The organism is Micromonospora sp. L31 (assembly GCF_052068075.1).
Classification (GTDB): Bacteria; Actinomycetota; Actinomycetes; order Mycobacteriales; family Micromonosporaceae; genus Micromonospora; species Micromonospora purpureochromogenes.
Genome location: NZ_JBQHDC010000002.1, coordinates 185445 through 204635 on the forward strand (window position 1 = coordinate 185445; position 19191 = coordinate 204635).

The 19191-nt window shown below is 73.3% G+C and carries 20 protein-coding genes and 1 pseudogene; 10 read left to right on the forward strand and 11 right to left on the reverse strand.

The genetic code is table 11. The features are described from left to right. Positions 1-2: 2 nt before the first annotated feature. Positions 3-1157, reverse strand: coding sequence for a 5'-methylthioadenosine/S-adenosylhomocysteine nucleosidase family protein (locus ACTMS9_RS07405; protein ID WP_441164528.1), 1155 nt, complete (start codon positions 1155-1157; stop codon positions 3-5). After that, positions 1154-1888, reverse strand: a complete 735-nt coding sequence (locus ACTMS9_RS07410) for an NUDIX hydrolase (protein ID WP_441164530.1) — start codon at positions 1886-1888, stop codon at positions 1154-1156. Before ACTMS9_RS07410 ends, ACTMS9_RS07405 begins: the two co-directional genes overlap by 4 nt. Positions 1889-1899: 11 nt before the next feature. Here ACTMS9_RS07410 and ACTMS9_RS07415 point away from each other — a divergent pair, with 11 nt between their 5' ends. From ACTMS9_RS07415 to ACTMS9_RS07425, 3 genes are all read left to right on the forward strand, one after another. After that, positions 1900-2268 carry a Uma2 family endonuclease gene (locus ACTMS9_RS07415; protein WP_441164531.1) on the forward strand — a complete coding sequence of 123 codons (369 nt, stop codon included), beginning with the start codon at positions 1900-1902 and terminating at the stop codon, positions 2266-2268. Between the two features lie 436 nt (positions 2269-2704). After that, the gene (locus ACTMS9_RS07420) at positions 2705-2974 is read left to right on the forward strand and encodes a hypothetical protein (RefSeq protein ID WP_210776334.1); all 270 of its coding nucleotides are present in this window, start codon (positions 2705-2707) and stop codon (positions 2972-2974) included. Continuing rightward, positions 2974-4011, forward strand: a complete 1038-nt coding sequence (locus tag ACTMS9_RS07425; protein WP_441164532.1) for a hypothetical protein — start codon at positions 2974-2976, stop codon at positions 4009-4011. The genes ACTMS9_RS07420 and ACTMS9_RS07425 overlap by 1 nt, the downstream gene beginning before the upstream one ends. Before the next feature lie 70 nt (positions 4012-4081). Here ACTMS9_RS07425 and ACTMS9_RS07430 read toward each other — a convergent pair whose 3' ends face one another. Beyond that, positions 4082-4624 carry an SRPBCC family protein gene (locus ACTMS9_RS07430; RefSeq protein ID WP_441164533.1) on the reverse strand — a complete coding sequence of 181 codons (543 nt, stop codon included), beginning with the start codon at positions 4622-4624 and terminating at the stop codon, positions 4082-4084. A gap of 2 nt (positions 4625-4626) precedes the next feature. Further along, positions 4627-4932, reverse strand: a complete 306-nt coding sequence (locus ACTMS9_RS07435; RefSeq protein ID WP_377611705.1) for an ArsR/SmtB family transcription factor — start codon at positions 4930-4932, stop codon at positions 4627-4629. A 96-nt stretch (positions 4933-5028) separates the two neighbouring features. On the opposite strand from ACTMS9_RS07435, the gene ACTMS9_RS07440 reads away from it, so the two are divergent. Next, positions 5029-5958 carry an LLM class F420-dependent oxidoreductase gene (locus tag ACTMS9_RS07440; protein ID WP_441145664.1) on the forward strand — a complete coding sequence of 310 codons (930 nt, stop codon included), beginning with the start codon at positions 5029-5031 and terminating at the stop codon, positions 5956-5958. Positions 5959-5970: 12 nt separating this feature from the next. Here ACTMS9_RS07440 and ACTMS9_RS07445 read toward each other — a convergent pair whose 3' ends face one another. Beyond that, a complete protein-coding gene (locus ACTMS9_RS07445; RefSeq protein WP_441164534.1) occupies positions 5971-6369 on the reverse strand; it encodes a hypothetical protein in 399 nt (132 codons plus the stop codon). 79 nt (positions 6370-6448) lie between these two features. Here ACTMS9_RS07445 and ACTMS9_RS07450 point away from each other — a divergent pair, with 79 nt between their 5' ends. From ACTMS9_RS07450 to ACTMS9_RS07460, 3 genes and pseudogenes are all read left to right on the forward strand, one after another. After that, positions 6449-7195, forward strand: a complete 747-nt coding sequence (locus ACTMS9_RS07450) for a hypothetical protein (RefSeq protein WP_441145660.1) — start codon at positions 6449-6451, stop codon at positions 7193-7195. Continuing rightward, positions 7192-8436 (forward strand): annotated as a pseudogene (locus ACTMS9_RS07455) (FAD-binding protein). The gene ACTMS9_RS07450 and the pseudogene ACTMS9_RS07455 overlap by 4 nt, the downstream one beginning before the upstream one ends. 159 nt (positions 8437-8595) lie before the next feature. Further along, on the forward strand, positions 8596-9474 hold the full coding sequence (locus ACTMS9_RS07460) for an AraC family transcriptional regulator (protein ID WP_441164535.1): 879 nt from the start codon (positions 8596-8598) through the stop codon (positions 9472-9474). 55 nt (positions 9475-9529) lie between these two features. On the opposite strand, the gene ACTMS9_RS07465 is transcribed toward ACTMS9_RS07460, so the two are convergent. Then, positions 9530-10012 carry an anthrone oxygenase family protein gene (locus ACTMS9_RS07465; RefSeq protein ID WP_441145656.1) on the reverse strand — a complete coding sequence of 161 codons (483 nt, stop codon included), beginning with the start codon at positions 10010-10012 and terminating at the stop codon, positions 9530-9532. Continuing rightward, positions 10009-10395 (reverse strand): nuclear transport factor 2 family protein, encoded by a 387-nt coding sequence (locus tag ACTMS9_RS07470; RefSeq protein WP_441164536.1) that lies wholly within the window; start codon positions 10393-10395, stop codon positions 10009-10011. Before ACTMS9_RS07470 ends, ACTMS9_RS07465 begins: the two co-directional genes overlap by 4 nt. Positions 10396-10456: 61 nt before the next feature. Here ACTMS9_RS07470 and ACTMS9_RS07475 point away from each other — a divergent pair, with 61 nt between their 5' ends. Beyond that, a complete protein-coding gene (locus tag ACTMS9_RS07475) occupies positions 10457-11071 on the forward strand; it encodes a TetR/AcrR family transcriptional regulator (RefSeq protein WP_441164537.1) in 615 nt (204 codons plus the stop codon). Here the strand turns inward: ACTMS9_RS07475 and ACTMS9_RS07480 are convergent. From ACTMS9_RS07480 to ACTMS9_RS07495, 4 genes are all read right to left on the reverse strand, one after another. Then, positions 11068-12210, reverse strand: a complete 1143-nt coding sequence (locus tag ACTMS9_RS07480; protein WP_441145652.1) for a site-2 protease family protein — start codon at positions 12208-12210, stop codon at positions 11068-11070. The two genes, ACTMS9_RS07475 and ACTMS9_RS07480, sit on opposite strands and share 4 nt — an antisense overlap. Before the next feature lie 46 nt (positions 12211-12256). After that, positions 12257-13108, reverse strand: coding sequence for an alpha/beta hydrolase (locus tag ACTMS9_RS07485; RefSeq protein ID WP_441164538.1), 852 nt, complete (start codon positions 13106-13108; stop codon positions 12257-12259). A 192-nt stretch (positions 13109-13300) separates the two neighbouring features. Continuing rightward, complete coding sequence (locus tag ACTMS9_RS07490; RefSeq protein WP_441164539.1) at positions 13301-14224, reverse strand: L,D-transpeptidase; 924 nt, start codon at positions 14222-14224, stop codon at positions 13301-13303. Between the two features lie 77 nt (positions 14225-14301). Beyond that, a complete protein-coding gene (locus ACTMS9_RS07495; RefSeq protein ID WP_441145646.1) occupies positions 14302-15747 on the reverse strand; it encodes an alpha-amylase in 1446 nt (481 codons plus the stop codon). A 293-nt stretch (positions 15748-16040) separates the two neighbouring features. Between ACTMS9_RS07495 and ACTMS9_RS07500 the strand changes: the two genes are divergently transcribed. Continuing rightward, entirely contained in the window at positions 16041-17723 is a 1683-nt protein-coding gene (locus ACTMS9_RS07500) for a hypothetical protein (protein WP_441145644.1), read from the forward strand. Then, entirely contained in the window at positions 17720-19186 is a 1467-nt protein-coding gene (locus ACTMS9_RS07505) for an NADH-ubiquinone oxidoreductase-F iron-sulfur binding region domain-containing protein (RefSeq protein WP_441164540.1), read from the forward strand. Before ACTMS9_RS07500 ends, ACTMS9_RS07505 begins: the two co-directional genes overlap by 4 nt. Positions 19187-19191: the final 5 nt, after the last annotated feature.

A 19191-nucleotide genomic window follows, 5' to 3' on the forward strand; every position in this document is an offset into this window, starting at 1 on the left:
AGTCATGACAACCCCTTTGCCACGGCTATCAGTGCGGCCAGCTTCGCGGCCAGCTCCGCCACATCGGCCACCAGGCCGCGCAGTCTCTTGAGAGCCACCATCAAGGTGCCTCTGCTGCGGACGGTGTCCTCCTTGAGGCAGTCACTCGCGACGTCCAGCTCCGACTCCGCTGCCGCGTACGTCTCCTCGTCGAGCTGGCCGTCCCGGTGGGCCTTCCTCACCCGGTCCCGTAGCTCGGCGATGCCGGCCGTCAGGTCGACCGGACGATCCCGGTCGGAGCCGACCGTGACGTTGCCGTAGATCTGTCCGGCCTGAACTCCGACCCGGGCGTTGCCCTTCGCGATGTTCCGGTTGGTCATGCTCATCGGCTCACTCCCGCCGTTGTCGGTCGTCGACAGCCGGTCAGCCGCGCCCTCGGCGATCAGCTCCTGTGCCAGGGCCGTCGCGAACGCGGCGGCGTGCGCCACCCCCCGTGCCTGCCAATTCTCGCCGTCAGTGATCGTCTTGCTCCCGTCGGCGCGGTCGCTGATGCCGCGTACCACGACCACGGGCAGGGCATGGTTGAGGTGGCCGGCCTGGGCGACACCGGCGGCCTCCATCTCGATCGCCACCGCGTCGTTGTAGTGCTCGCGCACCCACCGGGCCTGCTCGGACACCGCGGAGTCCTGCACGATCTCGCCGGCCGCGATCGGTCCGAAGTGAACGGCCGGCGGGGTGCCGGCGGAAAGGCCAACGGCCCAGTCAGCGCGCCGCGCCAGGTGATGGGCAATCTGGCTCGGGCCGTGCGGGATCTCCCACGCCTTCGGCCGGGCCTTCAGGCCGTCGTCCTCGCTCGTGCCGCCGTGATAGGCGTAGATCTTGGTTGCCACCACCACGTCGCCGAGTCGGATGTTGGGCCACAGGCCGCCGGCCACGCCTACGAAGAGCACCGCGGCGGGGGTGAACTCGGCGATCGCCCGTTCGGCCAGCACTGCCGCCGGGTGGTTGCCCTTGCCCACCAGGCCCAGCGCCACTCGACATCCGCTCCTGCCGAGCCGGCCCACCTCGAACCGGGTCCCGGCCGGATGCCGGTGGACCCGCAGGTCGGTCAACTTCTCCCGGACCGCCTCGTACTCCAGGTTCAGGGCCGTGAGGATCACGACGAGGCTGCTGTTCATGCTTCTGCCGTCTCCTTGTCTGTCGGACCGGTAGGTCGGGTCATCGGAGGGTGAAGTGCCGTGCGTGGGCCGGGGCGGAACAGTCGTGCGGGACGCCCGGTGTCCGTCTTCCTCCTAGGGCCGGCGGGGACGATGAAGCCGTCGACGCTCTGGACCTTGCGGTAGAAGTTGCGGGGATCGAGGTGGACGCCCCAGACCGCCTCGTAGACCTCCTGCAACTCGGAGATCGTGAACGTCGCGCCGCAGAACGCGGTCGCCAACGCCGAGTGCTCCAACTTGGTACGGGCCCGCTCCACGCCGTCCGCGATGATCCGTCGGTGGTCGAAGGCGAGTCGGACGTCAGCCGAGAGCGCACGGTCGGTGGGCGTCCAGCACGCGTCGGAGGCGTCCGTGCCGGCGACCGGCTCGGGCAGCCGGGGCGCGATCGCCAGGTAGGCCACCGAGACAACCCGTCCCCGGGGGTCGCGCCCCGGCGTGCCGTACACGCCCAGCTGTTCGAGGTGCAGGTGGTCGGCGTCGAGACCGGCCTCCTCGGACAGCTCCCGATGAGCCGCCGCGAGCAGGTCTTCCTCTGCGTGGTTGAGGAAGCCGCCGGGAAGGGCCAGCGCGCCCCGGTGCGGCTCGATCCCACGCTCCACGAGCAGCACCTGAAGGCGGGATTGGCGCAGGGTGAGGATGACCAGGTCCACCGCGAGCAGCACGGTGGGAGGAACCCAACGATCGTCGGACATGGATGCACACTATGCTTAGTGTCAGTCTGACAGGAAGCCCTTTCGGCTGTCGGCTTTCGGCAGGACCGAGCGCTCGGCGGAGCGGTCGGATCCCCGACCTGACCGTGTGGCGCAAGCCCCCACCTCGCGGAGTCTGGTCGGCGGTGGCCGGCGTCGCCCTGGTGATCGAGATCGTCTCGCCCGGTTCGGAGGCCATGGACTCCGTGACGAAGGTCCGGGAGTACGCCACGGCGGGCATCCCCCAGTACTGGGTGGTGGACCGGGACGGCGGACAGACCGTCACGCTGCACCGGCTCACCGGGCAGGGCGGGTACGAGGAGCGGGCGAGAATGCCGCTGGACTGGCTGCTGCAGACGTCGCCCGCCGACCACCTCGACTGAGCCGGCACCCGCACGCCCTTGCCGGGGTCGCAATCGGCCACCCGGCCAACGCCGGCGACGGATAGCCGACAGGACGCCGTACCCCCTTCCGACGCATTGTTTATGCAGGTGGAGAGGCTGCGGATGGCGGGCCCCATCCCATCCCTCACCCCGACGGCGACAGCACGGTCGCCGTCGGACGCCGCCATCGCCGGGCTCGGCCCGGCCGTCCCGGCGGACACGGCCGCGCCGGTCCGACCGCGCCCACGGCCACGGTCGCGTCGCGGTGGACCCCGTCCCGGGCGCCAGGGCCGGGGTCAGCTCCCACAGGACAAGGACGTCACCACCTCCGGTCGACGCCGTCGCGTCCCGCTCCGCCTGACCGGCGGCAGTCCCGCGCCTCGACCGGGCGCACCGGCGAGAGCCGGGCGTACGAGCAAGGAAGGAGGGGGCGGACATGGCCGCTCCCACCGTCACCGCGAGCCTGAACGCCGCGACCTATTCCCCCGGCGACCAGATGACCCTCACGGTCACCTACGGCGACCCGGACACCAGGCCCCTCACCGTCACCGTCGTGGTGACCGACGCGCAGGGCAACAGCAGCGCCCCGGTCAAGGTCACCGCCGTGATCGACCCGCTCACCCTCACCGTCACCGACGACTCCGGGCGTACCTGGACCCGGGCGTCGGACAACGGGTCGGTGGCCGTCTACCGGGCGGTGGCGTGATGCCCCGGATCACCGTGACCGTCCGCGACAGCGGCGGGCGCACCGCCACCGCGACCGCCGACTACGCCCTCGCCCCACCCGTCCTCGGCGGCTACTACCTGGCGGGCAACGCCGACCCGACGGCCGACATGGCCGGCGGCAACTTCCGCTCGCTGACCCAGTACCGCAGCTTCGCCGACGGCTACATTTTCCCGGGCTACAACAAGCCCTGGCTGCTCAGCCTCGGCCGCAGCGGGTTCGCGATCAACATGGTGCTGGAGCTGAAGCACTACGGCGTCGCCACCACGGCGGCGCAGACCTTCGCCGTGGACGGCGTCAGCTACACCGTCCCGGCCCCGGCGATGACCATCCAGCAGCGTCCCGGGACGACCTGGCCGAAGGCCTACGGGTACGGCCAGGTGCTCGCCGGGCTCTGCGACGGCCTCTTCGCCCGGGCGCTGTCGCAGTACCGGACGATGGGCTTCGGGGTGAACATCCAGCTCGCCTCCGAGCTGGACACCGACCACGAGTTCGGCACCACCGAGTCCGGAGTGTCGTACGGCTGGGCGGAGTCGGACGCCCGCGCGGTGCAGGCGATGACCTACATCGTGAACTGGTTCCGGGCCCGCGCGCTGCCGGCCGGCACCACCTTCTCCGTCGGGTCGGGCGGCTTCGACCGGGCCTGCTTCCAGCGCACCCACCCGGAGTCGCTGATGGCCAAGCTGGACTTCCTCCAGTGGAACGCCTACGCCACCGACCCGAGCCACACCGCGCTTGCCCGGTTCCGCCGGGCGAAGGACTGGGCGGTCGCCGACCTCGGGCCGGTGGCGCTCTCCCGTCCCGTGATCATCGCCGAGTGGGGGGTACGGGCCGCCGAGATCCCCGACCAGGCGGCCTGGATCGCCACCGTGCCGGCGGCCGTCGCCCGGCTCAACAGCGAGCGGGGCCCGCGCATCGTCCGGACCAACTACTTCAACTCCAGCTGGGGCACCCTGGCGCCCCGCACCGACGGGCTCGCGGCGCTGAAGGCGGCGTACGCGACCAGGCCGTACGTCTGAGGGGAGCCGGCGGCGTCGGTCCCGGCGCCGCCGGCCTGAGGCGGACGGCGGCCGGTCGGGATGGAGTCGGTCAGGGGCGGTCCGGTTGCCCGCCGAGCCGTTCGGCGTACGTGTCGCGCAGCTCGGCCCAGCCGAAGTCCTTCGCCTCCGCGCCCCGGATCGGGCCCACCGGGTCGCCGGCCAGCAGGTGGTCGGCGACGTCGAGGCAGAGGTGCCAGCCGGCGGCCACCATCGGCAGCATCCCCCGCTCGGCGAGGGTGTGTCGCAGCAGCAACCGGGTGCCGGTGCCGGACGGGGTCAGCTCCCAGCGGAGCAGGTCGTCACCCCAGGTGTATTCGAGCAGGTGGGGTGGCTCGGCCCGGCGTACCGTCGCGGGTTGCGGCACGGCCGTGTCGCCGTCGACCACAGTGAGCGTCGCGGCGCCCGGGGCACCGAGGTCGCGGTCGGCCAGGAACGGCGCCCACTCGGCCAGCCGGGCCGGGTCGGTCAGCGCCGCCCACACCTTCTCCGGCGCGTGCCGCAGCTCCCGGACGAACAGCAGCGTCCACCGGTCGCCGGCGGGCTCGGCCTCGATCTCGGCCGGCGGGCCGGGGTGGAACGAGTCGCGGTCCATGGTCACTCCTTGTCGAGGTGGCGCTCCAGGGCGTCCAGGTGCGCGGTCCACATCTCGCGGTACGGCGCGAGCCAGCCGTCCACGGCGCGGAACGGGCGTACGTCGATGCGGTAGATGCGGTGCTGGGCCGCCGTGCGGCAGGAGACGAAGCCGGCCTCGCGTAGCACCTTGAGGTGCTTGGAGACGGCCGGCTGGCTCATGCCCAGCACGTCGACCAGCTCGCCGACGCTGCACTCCGAGCGGCGCAGCGCGTCGAGGATCCGGCGTCGGGTGGGCTCGGCCAGCACGGCGAAGGCGTCGACGGACACCGCCACAATATGCCGTATCACTCATATGCCTGGCAAGGAATGAAGGCTCGTCCAGGACCGGCGGCGACGGCGCCGCCGCCTCCATATGCTCGGGACATGGAACTGCGGATCTTCACCGAACCCCAGCAGGGCGCCGGCTACGACCAGCTGCTCGCCGTGGCCCGCGCCGTGGAGGACGCCGGGTACGGCGCCTTCTTCCGCTCCGACCACTACCTGAAGATGGGCTCGGTGAGCGGGGAGCCCGGACCGACCGACGCCTGGACCACCCTGGCCGGCCTGGCCCGCGACACCTCCCGCATCCGGCTCGGCACGCTGATGACCGCGGCCACCTTCCGCCTGCCCGGCCCGCTCGCCATCACCGTGGCGCAGGTCGACCAGATGAGCGGCGGCCGGGTCGAGCTGGGCATCGGCACCGGCTGGTACGCCGAGGAGCACAGCGCGTACGGCATCCCGTTCCCGCCGCTCGGGGAGCGGTTCGCGCGGCTGGAGGAGCAGCTGGCGGTCATCACCGGGCTCTGGGAGACCCCGGTCGGCAAGAGCTTCGACCACCCCGGGAGGTACTACCCGGTCACCGACTCGCCGGCGCTGCCCAAGCCGGTGCAGCAGCCGCGCCCGCCGATCTTGCTCGGCGGGATGGGGCCGAAGCGCACCCCGCGCCTCGCCGCCCGCTACGCCGACGAGTTCAACCTGCCCTTCGCCTCGATCGAGGACACCGTCGCGCAGATCGGCCGGGTCCGCGGGGCGTGCGCGGAGATCGGTCGTGACCCGGCCACCATGCGCTGGTCCAACGCCCTGGTGCTCTGCTGCGGACGCGACGAGGTCGAAATCGGGCGCCGGGCCGAGGCGATCGGCCGGGAACCCGCCGAGCTGCGCGAGAACGGCCTCGCCGGCACCCCCGCCGAACTGGTCGACAAGATCGGCCGGTACGCCGAGGCCGGCAGCGAGCGGATCTACCTCCAGCTGCTGGACCTCACCGACCTGGACCACCTGGAGCTGGTCGCCGCCGAGGTGATGCCGCAGCTCTGAGCGCCCGGCCGGTCAGCGCGCCCGCAGGCCGCCCGGCTCGCGCAGCACGGTGTCCAGCCGGCCGTCCCGGTCGCTGTCCAGATAGGTGATGTCCGGGACGCCGTCACCGTCCAGGTCGAACTGCACCACGTCGGCGATCCCGTCGCCGTCCAGGTCGGTGACCACCTGGGTCGACCCGTCCAGGTGGTGGGTGACGATCGAGACCGAACCCGGCCCGGCCGCGCGCGGCGGCGGGCCGGGGGTCGGCGGGGTGGGCTCCGGCTCGGGCGTGGGCGTCGGCACCGGCTCGGTCCGATCCGGGTACGCCGCCGGCGGCGTGCTCGTCGCCTCCAGGCCCACGCCGGTCGGGTCCATCTCCTCCTCCGACGGGTAGACGTCGCCGTGCAGAGTGGGGTCGCGGTAGCTGCTCATCCACCCATTGTTCCCATGGACGCCGTCGACAAGCGTGCCGGATGATGCACTCCGACACGATCGCGGACGGGGGTACGACGTGGAACTGCACCGCAGGCCGGGCCGGCTGCTGCTGCCGGCGATCTGCATCCTGGCCGGGATCGTCCTGCTGACGCTCGGTGACGGCGGTGGGCTGCTGCGGACCCTGGTGGCCCTCGGCGGGATCGCGCTCGGGGTGGCGGTGCTCGTCGGCGCGCTGCGGCCGTTCCGGTTCGTCGTCGACGCCGACGGCCTGACCGTCCGGCGGCCGGGCCTGCGCCGGACGATCCGCTGGCCGGAGCTGGCCGCGGTGGTGCTCGACCAGCCGGCGCCCCGCTCCGGCGTACCGGCCGCGCCGCGCCTGCTCGCCGTGCCGGCCACCGGCGCCGGAATCGGCCCGCTGGACGCCCGGCACCCGCTCGACGAGCGTCCGGCGGTCGAGCTGCTCGACCTGGCCGGGATCCGGGAGTCGCCGGGGGAGATCGCGGCGACCCTCGCCCGGTACGCCGGCGAGCGCTTCCTCGACGCCCGCGCGCTGCGCCGGGCCGCCTTCGCCGACCCGGACTTCGCCGTCGGCCTGCGCGGCTACCGGGTCGACGTGGTCGACGCGCTGATCCGGGGCGGGCAGGAGGCCCTCGCCTCGGGCGACCCGACCCGGCGCCGCACGGCCCGGGCCGAGATCGACCAGGCCCGGCGGGCCGGCCTGCCGGTCGACCTGCGCGGCTACAGCACCCTCCAGGTGGACGAGGCGCTGGACGCCCTCGGCGCGGCGCTGGCCGACGAGCCCGCCGAACGGGAGCCCTCGTGACCGACGTCGCGCGCCGCAACTGGGCCGGCAACGTCGCGTACGCCGCCCGCCGCTTCCACCGACCGTCCACCGTGGACGGGCTGCGTCGGCTGGTGGCCGGCAGCGACCGGATCCGGGCGGTCGGCACCGGGCACTCCTTCAACCGGCTCGGTGACACCACCGGCGACCTGGTCTCCCTCGCCGGGCTGCCGCCCACCGTCGAGGTGGACCGGGAACGCGGGACGGTCACCGTCGCCGCCGCCCTGCGGTACGGGGACCTGGCGACCCGGCTGCACGCCGAGGGGCTGGCCGTGGCCAACCTCGCCTCCCTGCCGCACATCTCGGTGGCGGGGTCGGTGGCGACCGGCACCCACGGCTCCGGCGACGGGAACCGCAACCTGGCCGCCGCCGTCACCGCGCTGGAACTGGTCACCGCCGACGGTGACCTGCTCACCGTGAGCCGGGCCGACGGCGACCGGTTCGCCGGCATGGTGGTGTCGCTCGGCGCGCTCGGCGTCGTCACCCGGGTCACCCTGGACGTGGTGCCGACCTTCGCGCTCTGCCAGTACGTCCGCCGCGACCTGCCCGCCGACCGGCTCGACGCGGCATTCGCCTCGGCGTACAGCGTCAGCGGGTTCACCACCTGGCGGTCGTCGACCGTCGACCAGGTCTGGTGCAAGCAGCTCGCCGACCAGCCGCCGCCCCCGGCGGACTGGCTCGGCACCACCGCCGCCGAGGCCCCGTTGCACCCGGTGCCCGGCCTGGACCCGGTGCACTGCACCGCCCAGTTGGGCGAGCCCGGCCCGTGGCACGAGCGGCTGCCGCACTTCCGGCTCGGCTTCACCCCGAGCAGCGGCGACGAACTCCAGTCCGAGTACCACCTGCCCCGCGCGGCGGCGGCCGGCGCGCTGGCCGCGCTGGACGGGATGCGGGACCGGATCGCCGCCGTGCTCCAGATCTCCGAACTGCGCACGATCGCCGCCGACGACCTCTGGCTCAGCCCCAACCAGGGGCGCGACAGCCTGGCGATCCACTTCACCTGGGTCGACGACGCGGCCGCGGTGCTGCCGGTGCTGGCCGAGGTGGAACAGCGGCTGGCCCCCTTCGCGCCCCGCCCACACTGGGGCAAGGTCTTCACGCTGGACCGGTCCTCGGTGGCCGCCGCCTTCGGCCGGTAAGCCGACTTCGCCGCCCTGCTGGCCGAGCTGGACCCGACCGGAAAGTTCCGCACCGACCTGCTCGACCGCTACTTCCCGCGCTGACGGGCCGGCGGGGCGACCGGCGTCGACCCGGTGCGGGGGTGCCGCTGCCGGGCCGGGACGCCCGGTCGAGGTCGAGCGGACCCGACCGGAGCGGGCACCGGATGTCGGGTGCCGTCGCCCGCCGGCCGCCTAGCATCGGGGCAACGGGAAGGAGACCAGGTGCTGGAGCGGCTGAACGAGGCCATGGCCCACATCGAGCGGCACCTCGACCAGCGGATCGAGGTCGCCGAGCTGGCGCGGATCGCCCTCACGTCGGAGTACCACTTCCGGCGGATGTTCTCCGCGCTGGCCGGGATGCCGCTGTCCGAGTACGTCCGCCGCCGCCGGCTCACGGTGGCCGCGGCCGAGGTGACGGCCGGCGAGCGGACGCTGCTCGACATCGCGGTCCGGCACGGGTACGGCTCGACCGAGGCGTTCACCCGGGCGTTCCGCGCGCTGCACGGGGTCGGGCCCGGCGAGGCCCGGCGGACCGGCGCGGCGCTCCGCTCCCAGCAGCGGTTGTCCTTCCGCCTCGTCGTCGAAGGGAGTGGCAGCATGCGCTACCGCGTGGTGGAGAAGCCGGAGTTCCGGCTGGTGGGCCGGCGGGCCCGGGTGCCCCTGGTGCACCAGGGGATGAACCCGGCGATCGTGGAGTTCATCCGGGGCATCCCGAAGGAGACGGTCGCCCGGATCGCCGCCCTGTCCGACCAGGAGCCGGCCGGGATCGTCAACGTCAGCGACAAGGTGGCCGACGACCGGGCCGAGGGCAGCGAGCTGGACTACTGGCACGGGGTGGTCACCGGCGCGGACGCCCCGGCCGACCTGGACTTGACGACCGTGCCGGCGGGGACGTGGGCGGTCTTCGAGACCTCCGGCGAGTTCCCGGCCGCGGTGCAGGAGTTGTGGCGGGACGTGTTCACCCAGTGGTTCCCGTCCAACGCCTACCGCAGCCGGCCCGGGCCGGAGATCTCCCGGAACCGGATCTCGGCGGACGGCACGCAGGTGGACGCCGAGCTGTGGATCCCGGTGGAGCGGGCCGTGGCGACCACGGCGTCGTAGTCGGACGGGTGCACCCGCACCGCGCTGCCGGCGTGGCCGGCAGCGCGGTGGGTTCTCACCGTGACGGCCGCACCAGCGGGGTCACCAGGGTGAGCAGCAGCAGGAACGCCACCAGGGCGGCGACGGTCCGCACGTCGTTGAACAGCTCCCAGCGGCGCAGGATCGCCGCGTGGTCGGGCGGGGCCGCGGTGACCGCCCACACCTTGATCCGGCCGTTGATCGGCACGTTGCCGAACCGGGTGACCAGGAACGAGGTCGCCACCAGCGCGGACGCGACGGCGGCCAGTCGTCGGGCGGCGCCGCACAGCAGTACGGCCAGTGCCAGCGAGCTGACCATCGCCAGGCCCATGGTGGTCTGCATGACCGGGCCGTTCATCTTCATCAGCGCGGTGTGGAAGGTGAGCCGGACGTCCAGCGGTACGGCCTTGAAGGTCTGCGCGACGTTGACCGCGCCGTAGCCGAAGGCCCCGGCGAGCAGGCCGGTGAAGAGCAGCGAGAGCGTGCGTACGGTGGGAATCAGCCGTGGGTGGTCGTTCACCACGTCTGCCCGGGCGGGAGGGTCCGGGTGAGCTGGTCGACGCGGTACAGCCGGCCGTCGGGCGCGAGCCGGCCGAAGAGGTGGATGTCGCTCACCACCGGACGACCGCGCGTGACGGCGTGCAGGGTGTAGCGGGCCGCGACCCGGTCACCGCAGGCGAGTGTGTCGTGGATGTCGAGCCGGCACTCGGTCACGGTGCGGCGGGCCGGCCGGGCGTGGTCGATCAGCCGTTGCCGGTCGAGGTGCAGGCCGTCGTTGAGCCAGACGACCTCCGGGGTGTGGTAGCGGTCCAGTACGACTGCGGGCTCTTCCTGACCGAAGGCCATCTCCTGCACATAGGACCGTAGGTAGCCGGCGAGGTCGCTGCCGGGCAGCGCTGTCATGTCGCCCCCTTAGCCTTGACGATGCCGTAAAGGCTAAGGGTTGCGTGTAGCGTTGACAAGCGTGTCAGAGGTGGATGCCGGTGAGCGGTCGCGACGGATGCGTGCCGAAGGGCGGCGTAGCGTCGCCGCGATCCTCGATGCGGCGGTGCGCATCCTCGGCGAACGGCCGCAGGCCAGCATGGACGAGGTGGCGAGCGGGGCCGGGGTCTCCCGGCAGACCGTCTACGCCCATTTCCCGTCCCGCGACGCGCTGCTCGGCGCCGTGGCACGGCGGCTCACCGCGCAGGCCGTGGCGGCGCTGGACGCCGCCCAGCTCGACCAGGGCCCGGCCGCCGAGGCGCTGCTGCGGCTGCTGGACGTCAACTGGCGTACCTTCGCGCATTTTCCGCTGCTGATCACCGTCCCGGAGGCCGACGCGGCAGAGTTGCACGTGCCGGTGTTCGAGCGGCTGGAACGGCTGATCCGGCGCGGGCAGCGCGCCGGAGAGTTCGACCCGGGCGTCACGCCGGCCTGGCTGATCGCGGCCACCGTCGCCCTCGGGCACACCGCTGGGAACGAGGTCGCCGCCGGCCGGATGTCCGCCGTCGACGCCGAGGCCGCGCTGCGGGCGAGCGTCCTGCGGGTGTACGGGGTCACCCCGACCCGCCCGACTCACGGCGGGGACTCAACGGCCTAGTGCCGGCTGCCGGCCAACTGGTTGCGCACGCTGCCGCGCTGCACCGCGCGGCTGATGTCGCTGGGCGAGACGATGCCGACCAGCCGCTGGTCGGTGACCACCAGCGCCCGGCCGTCGGCGCATTCGCTGAGCCGGGGGAGCAGGTCGTTGAGCTGCTCCTCCGGCCGAGCGAGCACCAGGTCCTCGGCCCGGCAGGAGACTTCGGCCAGGGTGGTGGTGCCCCGGCGGTCGGCCGGGATGCCGCGTACCCGGTCGAGGGTGACCAGGCCGACCGGCCGGCCCTCCTCGGTCAGCGGCAGCGCCGTGTGCCGGTACGCGAACAGGTAATGGTCGACGAAGTCGGCCACCGTCATCTCCGCCGACGCGGTCTGCGGCTGCGGGGTCATCACGTCGCCGACCCGTACCCCGTGCAGCGCACTGCCCATCCGGGCCTGGCGTTCCTCCACGCCGGCCGCGCCGATCAGGAACCAGCCGATCAGCGCCAGCCAGAGCCCGCCCACGCCGAAGCCGGTCAGGAACTGCACCAGCCCCAGCCCGATCAGCAGCGCGCCGAGGACCCAGCCGGCCCGGGCGGCCACCACGGAGGCCTTCGTCCGGTCGCCGGTGGCCTTCCACACCGCGGCGCGCAGCAGCCGGCCGCCGTCCAGCGGCGCGGCCGGCAGCACGTTGAAGATCGCCAGCAGCACGTTGATGCCGGCCAGCCAGGCCAGCGAGCCCAGCAGCAGGCCGGTCTGCCCGGCCAGCGCGAGCACCACGGCGATGGCGCCGAAGAAGAGCCCGATCAGCAGGCTCACCAGCGGCCCCACCCCGGCGATGCGCAGCTCCGCGCCCGGGCCCTTCGCCTCGCCGCGCAGCTCCGCCACGCCGCCGAAGAGCCACAGCGTGATCCCCTCGACGTGCAGGCCGTTGCGTTTGGCGACGACCGCGTGGGAGACCTCGTGGGCGAGCAGGCCGAGGAAGAAGACCACCGCGGCGGCCAGTCCGGCCAGCACGTACGCGGCCGTGGAGCGGCCCGGATACGCCTCGGGGAACTGGTTGGCCGACAGCCCCCAGGCGATCAGCAGGAAGATGACCAGGACGCTCCAGTTGACCCCGACGGGTACCCCCGCGATCCGGCCAAGCCGGAAACTCGCCCTCATGCCCGGGTCATACCCGGCCGACGCCGTCCCATGCCAGGGGCGGGCGTCACCACCGGGGCGCCTCGCCGACGATCGCCGGTGAACGGGTGGTGGCCATCTCCACCGCCCAGTCCAGCGCGCGGTCGGCCACCTTCTCCCAGCCCCGCTCGCCCACTGTGAAGTGCGACCGCCCAGGGAACTCCTGGTAGTCGGTGACCGCCCGGGACCTGCGGTACAGGTTGGCGTTCGACTTGACCAGGGCCGGCGGCGACACGTGGTCCGCGCCGCCGGCGACCAGTAGCAGCGGCGCCCGGTCGTCGCGCCCGTTGTCCACCGTCGCCGCCGAGCGGGCGTCCAGGTTGGCGAACGCCCCCTCGAAGAGCACGTGCCCGGCCGCCGGCACGGCGTATCGCTGCCAGGCCCGGTCGGACTCCTCGCGGGTGAGGGTGTTGCCGAAGGCGTACCGGAACTCGTCGGGCGTGATCGGTACGGCGCGGTGCCGGTTGCCGGGGCTGCGCAGCACCGGGTACGCCGACCGGAGGGTGCTCACCGGCAGCCGGACCACGCCCCTGGGCGCCGCCGGGGCGATAGCCACGGTGGCCGCGCCGAGCCCCTTGTCGAGCAGCACCTGGGCGACCAGCCCGCCGAAGGAGTGCCCCATGAGCAGCGGCGGGTTCGGCAGCTCCCGGACGAGCGCCGCGTAGTGGTCGATGACCTGCCCCAGGGTCAGCCCGGCGATCGGGGCGGGATCGTCCCGCAGCGCCTGGACCTCCGCATCCATCCCCGGCCAGGCGGGGGTGAGCACCTGGAAGCCGAAGGCCCGGTAGCGGCGCGCCCAGTGCTCCCAACTGCGTGGCGTCATCCACAGACCGTGGATCAGCACGATCGTGTCGACCCGTCCCGTCGGCGCGGTGCCCATTGGCGTACCTCCCCGGTGTGCGCGGACCCGGCGGCATACCCACCGGACGGCACCGGAACCGGCGGGGGCCGACATTTGTCCTGTCCGGGTCGCGACGTTGGTTCCGGACGCCGAGGGGCGGCGGGACTTCTGGCAGGTCCGTGCGGGTCGGACGCGCGCCGTCGGGCGGTCGTTCCGTCGCCCGGGACGGGGTCAGGCGGTGGGCGGCGGGGTGGCGAGTCGCTCGATCACCACCAGCGGTGTCCCGGGGGGCACCTCGGCGAGCAGTTGCCGCTGGGCGCTGCGGGTCAGCCGGATGCAGCCGTTGGTGACGTTCTTGCCGAGCGTGTCGTCGTTGTACCAGCTGTGCAGGCCGATGTGCGCGCCCCGCAGCCCGGTCGGCACCGCCTCCGGGTCGTCGGGTATCGCGCCGAGGGCGAAGATGTCGACGCCGCCGTAGACCGCCTCGGGGGGCGGGGTGCGGCCGAGGACGAAGGTCCGACCGAGCGGGGTGGACTGGCCCGGCATCCCGAGGCTGACCGGCCAGGAGTGGGTGGCCCGGCCGTCCCGGTACCAGGTCAGCCGGTGCGACCGGCGCTCCACCACGAGCTGGTCGCGCAGCGCGACGGTGCTCCAGCCGCCCGCCGGCAGCCAGGCGATCCGCCGGTTCGCCGACGGCAGCAGCACCGCCGTCCAGCCCGTGCGGTGCTCCACCACCGGCATCGTCACCTCCACGCCGCTGATGGTCGGGGCGAGCAGGGCCAGCGGGCGTCCGCCCGGGGCGTCGTACGCGGCGATCCGCCGCGTCGGCGACAGCCCCTCGGTCAGTGGGGTGGTGTCCTGCGGGCGGGGGTCGGCGGGGAAGCCGGTGGGCGCCGGGTCGTAGTCGACCACCGGCAGGCCGGCCGGGGCGGGTGCCGCCGCCGGCACCGACTCCTCGGGGGTCGGCTCGACCGTCGGCTCCGCGGTCGGCTCGGCGGTCGGGGCGGCCGGTGCGACGCGGGCCGGCGGCGCGGACGTCTGGTCGTGCCGCAGCGCGGAGTTGACCAGCAGCGCGAGTGCGAGCACCGCCGGTACGCCGAACGCGGCGGTCAGCCACGCGATGCCGAAGCGGGACGTCAATCGCTCAAAGAACACAGAACTACTCTAAGGGACATAAAGCCGGCAGGCTCCCGCCCGGCGGAACTGCGCCGGACGGGAGCCTGCCGGAACAGTCAGGACAGCTTGGCGCCGACGTGGATGGCGACCGCGTCGTGGGCCGGGATGTTCGCCGCGAACCAGCCGTTGGCGTCCACCGTGATCACCGGCCCGGAGCAGGAGCCGTTGGCGTGGTCACCGTGGATCACGTCGCAGTACCGGCCGGCGGGCAGCCCGGCGTAGTAGGACCGGCCGGTGATCGCCGAGCCCTCGTCGTTGATGGTCAGGTAGCCCTTGCCGGCGCGGCTGAAGGCGATGTGCTGGTAGCCGTTGTCGTACCAGTTGGCGACCGCGGCGCCCTGGGTGGCGTTGTGGAAGCCGACCATGTTGGCGACGACCCGCCAGCGGTGCTCGCACTCCCAGCCGGAGTAGCAGGTGGTGTTCAAGGTCTTGTTGTTGGCGTCCGAGGGCGGACCCTGGTCGCGGGAGCTGAAGGTGTAGCTGGACATCACGGTCGGTGCCCCGTACGGCCAGGCCAGCATGAAGGCGTTGGCCAGGGCGTAGGCGGCGCCGTTGCGGTAGGTCAGCACGTTGCCGTCGCGCTGGGTGTCGTGGTTGTCGACGAACACCTCCGCCGAGCCGCTGGGCAGGTAGCCCCACGCCTCGCCGAAGTTGCGCAGGTACGCCAGCCGCTCGTTGTTGAACATCCGGGCCAGGTCCTTGCCGTACCGGAACTCGTGCACGTCGCCGTTGCCGGTGTACTCGCCCGGGCCGATCGGCTCACCGGCGCCGTAGATGACCTCCTGCACGAGGTACGCCGAGCGGGACAGCTTGCCCTTGATGGCGGCGATGTCGCCGGCCGGCATGTGCTTGCTGGCGTCCAGCCGGAAGCCGTCCACCCCGAGGGCGAGCAGGTCGTTCAGGTACGCCGCGATCTTCGACCGGACGTAGTCGGACTCGGTCTTCAGGTCGGAGAGGTTGACCAGCTCGCAGTTCTGCACCTCGTACCGGTCGTTGTAGTTGGCGATGTCGTCGCCGCCGTTGCGGCCGCAGTGGTGGAAGTCCTGCGTCTGGTAGATGCCCGGGTAGTCGTAGTGGCTGTAGGACGAGCCGGCCCAGCCGGTGCCGGGGGTGTCCTGGCCGGACATGTGATTGATCACCGCGTCGACGATGACCTTCACGCCGGCGGCGTGGCAGGTGTTCACCATCGACTGGAACTGCGCCCGGGTGCCCTTGCGCGACTCGATCCGGTAGCTGACCGGCTGGTACGCCAGCCACCACTGGTTGCCGCGGACGTGTTCCTGGGGCGGCGAGACCTGGACGTAGCCGTAGCCCTTGGGGCCCAGCACGTTCGTGCACTCGCTGGCCACCGACGGCCAGTTCCACTCGAAGAGTTGGACGATGACGTTCCTGGCGCCGGAGGGCGCCGCGGCGGCCGGGGGAGCCGCCACGGTGGTGGGGACGAGCAGGCTGGCGAGCACGCCGAGGGCGAGGATCGCCGAGCGGCATCGACGTCGATGCATCGGTACTCCCTGGGGGTCGGGGGTGGTGGCGACGCGGGGGAGGAGTTCGCCTGACGGCTTCTTGCAGCCAGGCTGAAAATTTTCGGAAAGGTTACAAGCGTGTTGCAACAACTGTCAATGGATGGAGATGCGCCGTTGCGCTGGGCGCTACACGCGCCGCGGGCCGGGACGGTTCGACGGATCGCCCGAGAAATTCCCCACCCGCACTGATCCGTACGGGCCGGACGTCCGTACTGGATGACGGAGCAGGTCGGCCGGTGGTGGTGCCGCCGTGAGTCGCGATCGAGGAGCAGATGGCCCGGGCAAAGCAGAACCAGAAGGTGACGACCGTCCGGACCACCACCAGCAGCCGTGGTGTCCGGACCACGTCGAAGCCCGCGATGGCACTGCTGATCGGATCCGCGCTCGCCCTGATGTGGGCCGGTGTGGAGCTCAGCGGCGCCGGCGGGTCGATGTACTCGTACGGCTTCTTCTTCACCGAGTTCTTCGCCGGGGTGGTCGCCCTGGTCGCGCTGAGCCTCACCGTGATGCTGGGGCTGCTCGCCACGGACCGGCTGGTGCTGAAGATCCCGCACCGGGTGTTGCTGCAGTCCGCACACCGGGCCACCGGCGTGCTCGGCGTGGCCGGGCTGGTCTTCCACGTCATCACCAAGGTCGCCATCGGCCGGGCCGGGCCGACCGACGCCGTGGTGCCGTTCGTGGGCGGGCGGGGCCTCTACGTCGGGCTCGGCACGGTCGCCGCGTTCCTGATGGTGAGCGTGCTCTGGACCGGCATCATCCGGGTCCGCTTCGCCGGCGTCGGTCCGAAGTGGTTCTGGCGCGCGCTGCACTCCATGGCGTACGTCGCCTGGCCGTTCGCGCTGCTGCACGGCCTCAACGCCGGCCGGGCGGCGGCGTCCTGGGTGACGCTGAGCTACCTCGCCTGCGTGCTGCTGGTGGTGGCGGCGCTGATGGTGCGCCTCTCCGTCCACCTCGGCAAGCGCAGCCGGGAGCAGCACCAGGCCGCCGCGATCAACAAGGCGATGGCCGGCAGGGCGACCGACGAGGGCAAGGGCCGGAGCCTGCTCGCCGGGCTCGGCCGCCGCAGGGCCGAGGCCGAGGAGAAGGACGTCCGGGGCGGCTGGGCCGAGACCACCGTCGCCGCGTCGTGGACCACGCCCACCGGCACCGCCCGGCGTCGCGACCCCGACCGGTTCACCGTGCCGGTGGTGCCCGAGCCCGGCACGCTGCGCGAGCCCGTCCGGGGCGGCCGGTCCCGCCGCGACGTCGAGGACGTGCCGACCCCGCGCCGGGAGCGTGACCTGGAGCCGGCGGCCCGCCGCCGGGACTCCGCGCCCGTCGAGCGCCGCCGGGACGCCGACCGCCCGCGCCGCCGCGACGAGGACGTCGCCCCGGTCTCCGGCGGCCGCCGGGCCCGGTACGACGAGGAGACCGCCCCGGTCTCGGGCGGTCGCCGCGCCCGCTCCGACGAGGACGTCGCGCCGGTCTCCGGCGGCCGGCGGGCCCGGCGGGACGAGGACGTCGCCCCGGTCTCCACCGGGCGGCGGGCCCGGCTCGACGCCGAGGACGTCGCGCCGGTCTCCACCGGCCGGCGGGCCCGCCGCGACGACGAGGACCTGGCCGCGAGCTACTCCGCTCCGCCCCGGCGCCGCGAGCAGCCCGAGGAGCCGTGGGACAGCCCGCGCCGCTGGGAGAACTCGCTGCCGGTGTCGGCCGAGCCCATCTCCGCCATGCCGCGCAGCGGCGCCGGCCGGCACAGCGTCGACGACGACGTGCCGGAGGAGCCGGACTACTGGCGGCCGCCGGCCCGGTACGTCGCGGACGAGGTGCCCGTCGACGACACCCCCACGCTGGTCGACCTGGCCTCCCGGCGCGCCCTGAAGGCCACCGGCGACAGCCGCCGGCGCCGCCGGCGGGCCGACGCGGACGCGGTGGACGGGGCGTACTGGGCCGGGCTGCGGGGTGAGGCGAAGTGATGCGGACCAAGGTGCCGCCGGTGGCGTGCGTCGGCGAGCCCCGGCTCACCGCCGGGTTCGCCGAGTTCGGCCGGCTCGACCTGGTCGCGCACGAGCAGGTGCACGGCCCGATCGGCCCGATGGAACCGGCGAACCTGCTCCGGCTGGCCGAGAGCATGCAGCTCAAGGGCAAGGGGGGCGCGGGTTTCCCGTTCGCCCGCAAGCTCACGGCGGTGCTGGAGTCCTGCGAGCGGCAGGACCTGCCCGCCGTGGTGGTGGTCAACGCCAGCGAGGGCGAGCCGGCGAGCTGGAAGGACAAGGTCCTGCTCACCCGGGCGCCGCACCTGATCCTCGACGGGGCCGCGCTGGCGGCGTACGCGCTGGACGCCGAGGAGATCGTGCTCGGGGTGGCCGACGACGGGGTGGGTCGGGACTCGATCACCCAGGCCCTCCAGGAGCGCCGGATGCCGGTGCCGACCAGCATCGTCACCGTGCCGCACCGGTTCATCTCGGGCGAGGGCGGTGCGCTGGTCAACGGGATCAACGGGCTGCCGCACATCCCGCCCGGCACCAAGAAGCGCTCCAGCGACTCCGGGGTGAACAACCTGCCCACCCTGCTCTCCAACGCCGAGACGTACGCGCAGCTCGCGGTCGCCGCCCGGCTCGGCCCGTACGAGTACGCGGCGCTCGGCACCGACGACGAGCCGGGCACGGTGCTGCTCACCGTGACCGGCGCGGCGAAGCGCCCGGCCGTGGTCGAGTGCGCCGCCGGCACCCCGCTGCGGGAGATCCTCGACCTGTGCGAGGTGCCGGACTCACCGGGCATCCTGATGGGCGGCTACCACGGCAAGTGGATCACCCAGGAGGCCGCGGACCGGGCGGAGGTGTCCCGCAGGGGGCTCACCAGGGTCGGCGGCACCCTCGGCGCCGGCATCGTCGTGCCGCTGGGCAGCGACACCTGCCCGCTCGGCGAGGCCGCCCAGGTGGTCCGCTACCTCGCCGGCGAGTCCGCCGGCCAGTGCGGACCCTGCAAGATGGGGCTGCCCGACCTGGCCCGCGCCGTCGACCTGGCGGTCTCCGGCAGCGCGCCGGTGGAGGTCGTCCGGGCCGCCGCCGGCGACGTCAAGGGCCGCGGGGCGTGCAGCCACCCCGACGGTACGGCCCGGTTCGCGCTCACGGCGATGGAGGTCTTCGCCGAGGATCTGCGCCTGCACACCACCGGGGACGGCTGCGGCCGGCGGGTCAAGGGCGTGATGGGGCTGCCCGGCGCGCCCGACGCCAACCCGCAGAAGCTGACCCTCGACTGGTCCCGCTGCGACGGGCACGGGCTCTGCGCACACGTCGTGCCCGACTTCATCCGGCTGGACGCCAACGGATACCCCGCCTTCCCGTCCACCCCCGTGCCGACCTGGCTCCGGGAGGGCGCCCTGAAGGCGGTCAAGGTCTGCCCCGAGCTCGCACTGCGCCTCGCCAGGGCCGAATAGCAGCA

Bases quoted from the DNA above. Each gene is read 5' to 3' on its own strand.
- ACTMS9_RS07430 (WP_441164533.1), bottom strand. From the start codon at position 4,624: ATGGACCGCGACTCGTTCCACCCCGGCCCGCCGGCCGAGATCGAGGCC.
- ACTMS9_RS07470 (WP_441164536.1), bottom strand. From the start codon at position 10,395: ATGACAGCGCTGCCCGGCAGCGACCTCGCCGGCTACCTACGGTCCTAT.
- ACTMS9_RS07480 (WP_441145652.1), bottom strand. From the start codon at position 12,210: ATGAGGGCGAGTTTCCGGCTTGGCCGGATCGCGGGGGTACCCGTCGGG.
- ACTMS9_RS07415 (WP_441164531.1), top strand. From the start codon at position 1,900: ATGCTTAGTGTCAGTCTGACAGGAAGCCCTTTCGGCTGTCGGCTTTCG.
- ACTMS9_RS07485 (WP_441164538.1), bottom strand. From the start codon at position 13,108: ATGGGCACCGCGCCGACGGGACGGGTCGACACGATCGTGCTGATCCAC.
- ACTMS9_RS07445 (WP_441164534.1), bottom strand. From the start codon at position 6,369: ATGAGCAGCTACCGCGACCCCACTCTGCACGGCGACGTCTACCCGTCG.
- ACTMS9_RS07500 (WP_441145644.1), top strand. From the start codon at position 16,041: ATGGCCCGGGCAAAGCAGAACCAGAAGGTGACGACCGTCCGGACCACC.
- ACTMS9_RS07410 (WP_441164530.1), bottom strand. From the start codon at position 1,888: ATGTCCGACGATCGTTGGGTTCCTCCCACCGTGCTGCTCGCGGTGGAC.
- ACTMS9_RS07440 (WP_441145664.1), top strand. From the start codon at position 5,029: ATGGAACTGCGGATCTTCACCGAACCCCAGCAGGGCGCCGGCTACGAC.
- ACTMS9_RS07405 (WP_441164528.1), bottom strand. From the start codon at position 1,157: ATGAACAGCAGCCTCGTCGTGATCCTCACGGCCCTGAACCTGGAGTAC.
- ACTMS9_RS07420 (WP_210776334.1), top strand. From the start codon at position 2,705: ATGGCCGCTCCCACCGTCACCGCGAGCCTGAACGCCGCGACCTATTCC.
- ACTMS9_RS07495 (WP_441145646.1), bottom strand. From the start codon at position 15,747: ATGCATCGACGTCGATGCCGCTCGGCGATCCTCGCCCTCGGCGTGCTC.
- ACTMS9_RS07425 (WP_441164532.1), top strand. From the start codon at position 2,974: ATGCCCCGGATCACCGTGACCGTCCGCGACAGCGGCGGGCGCACCGCC.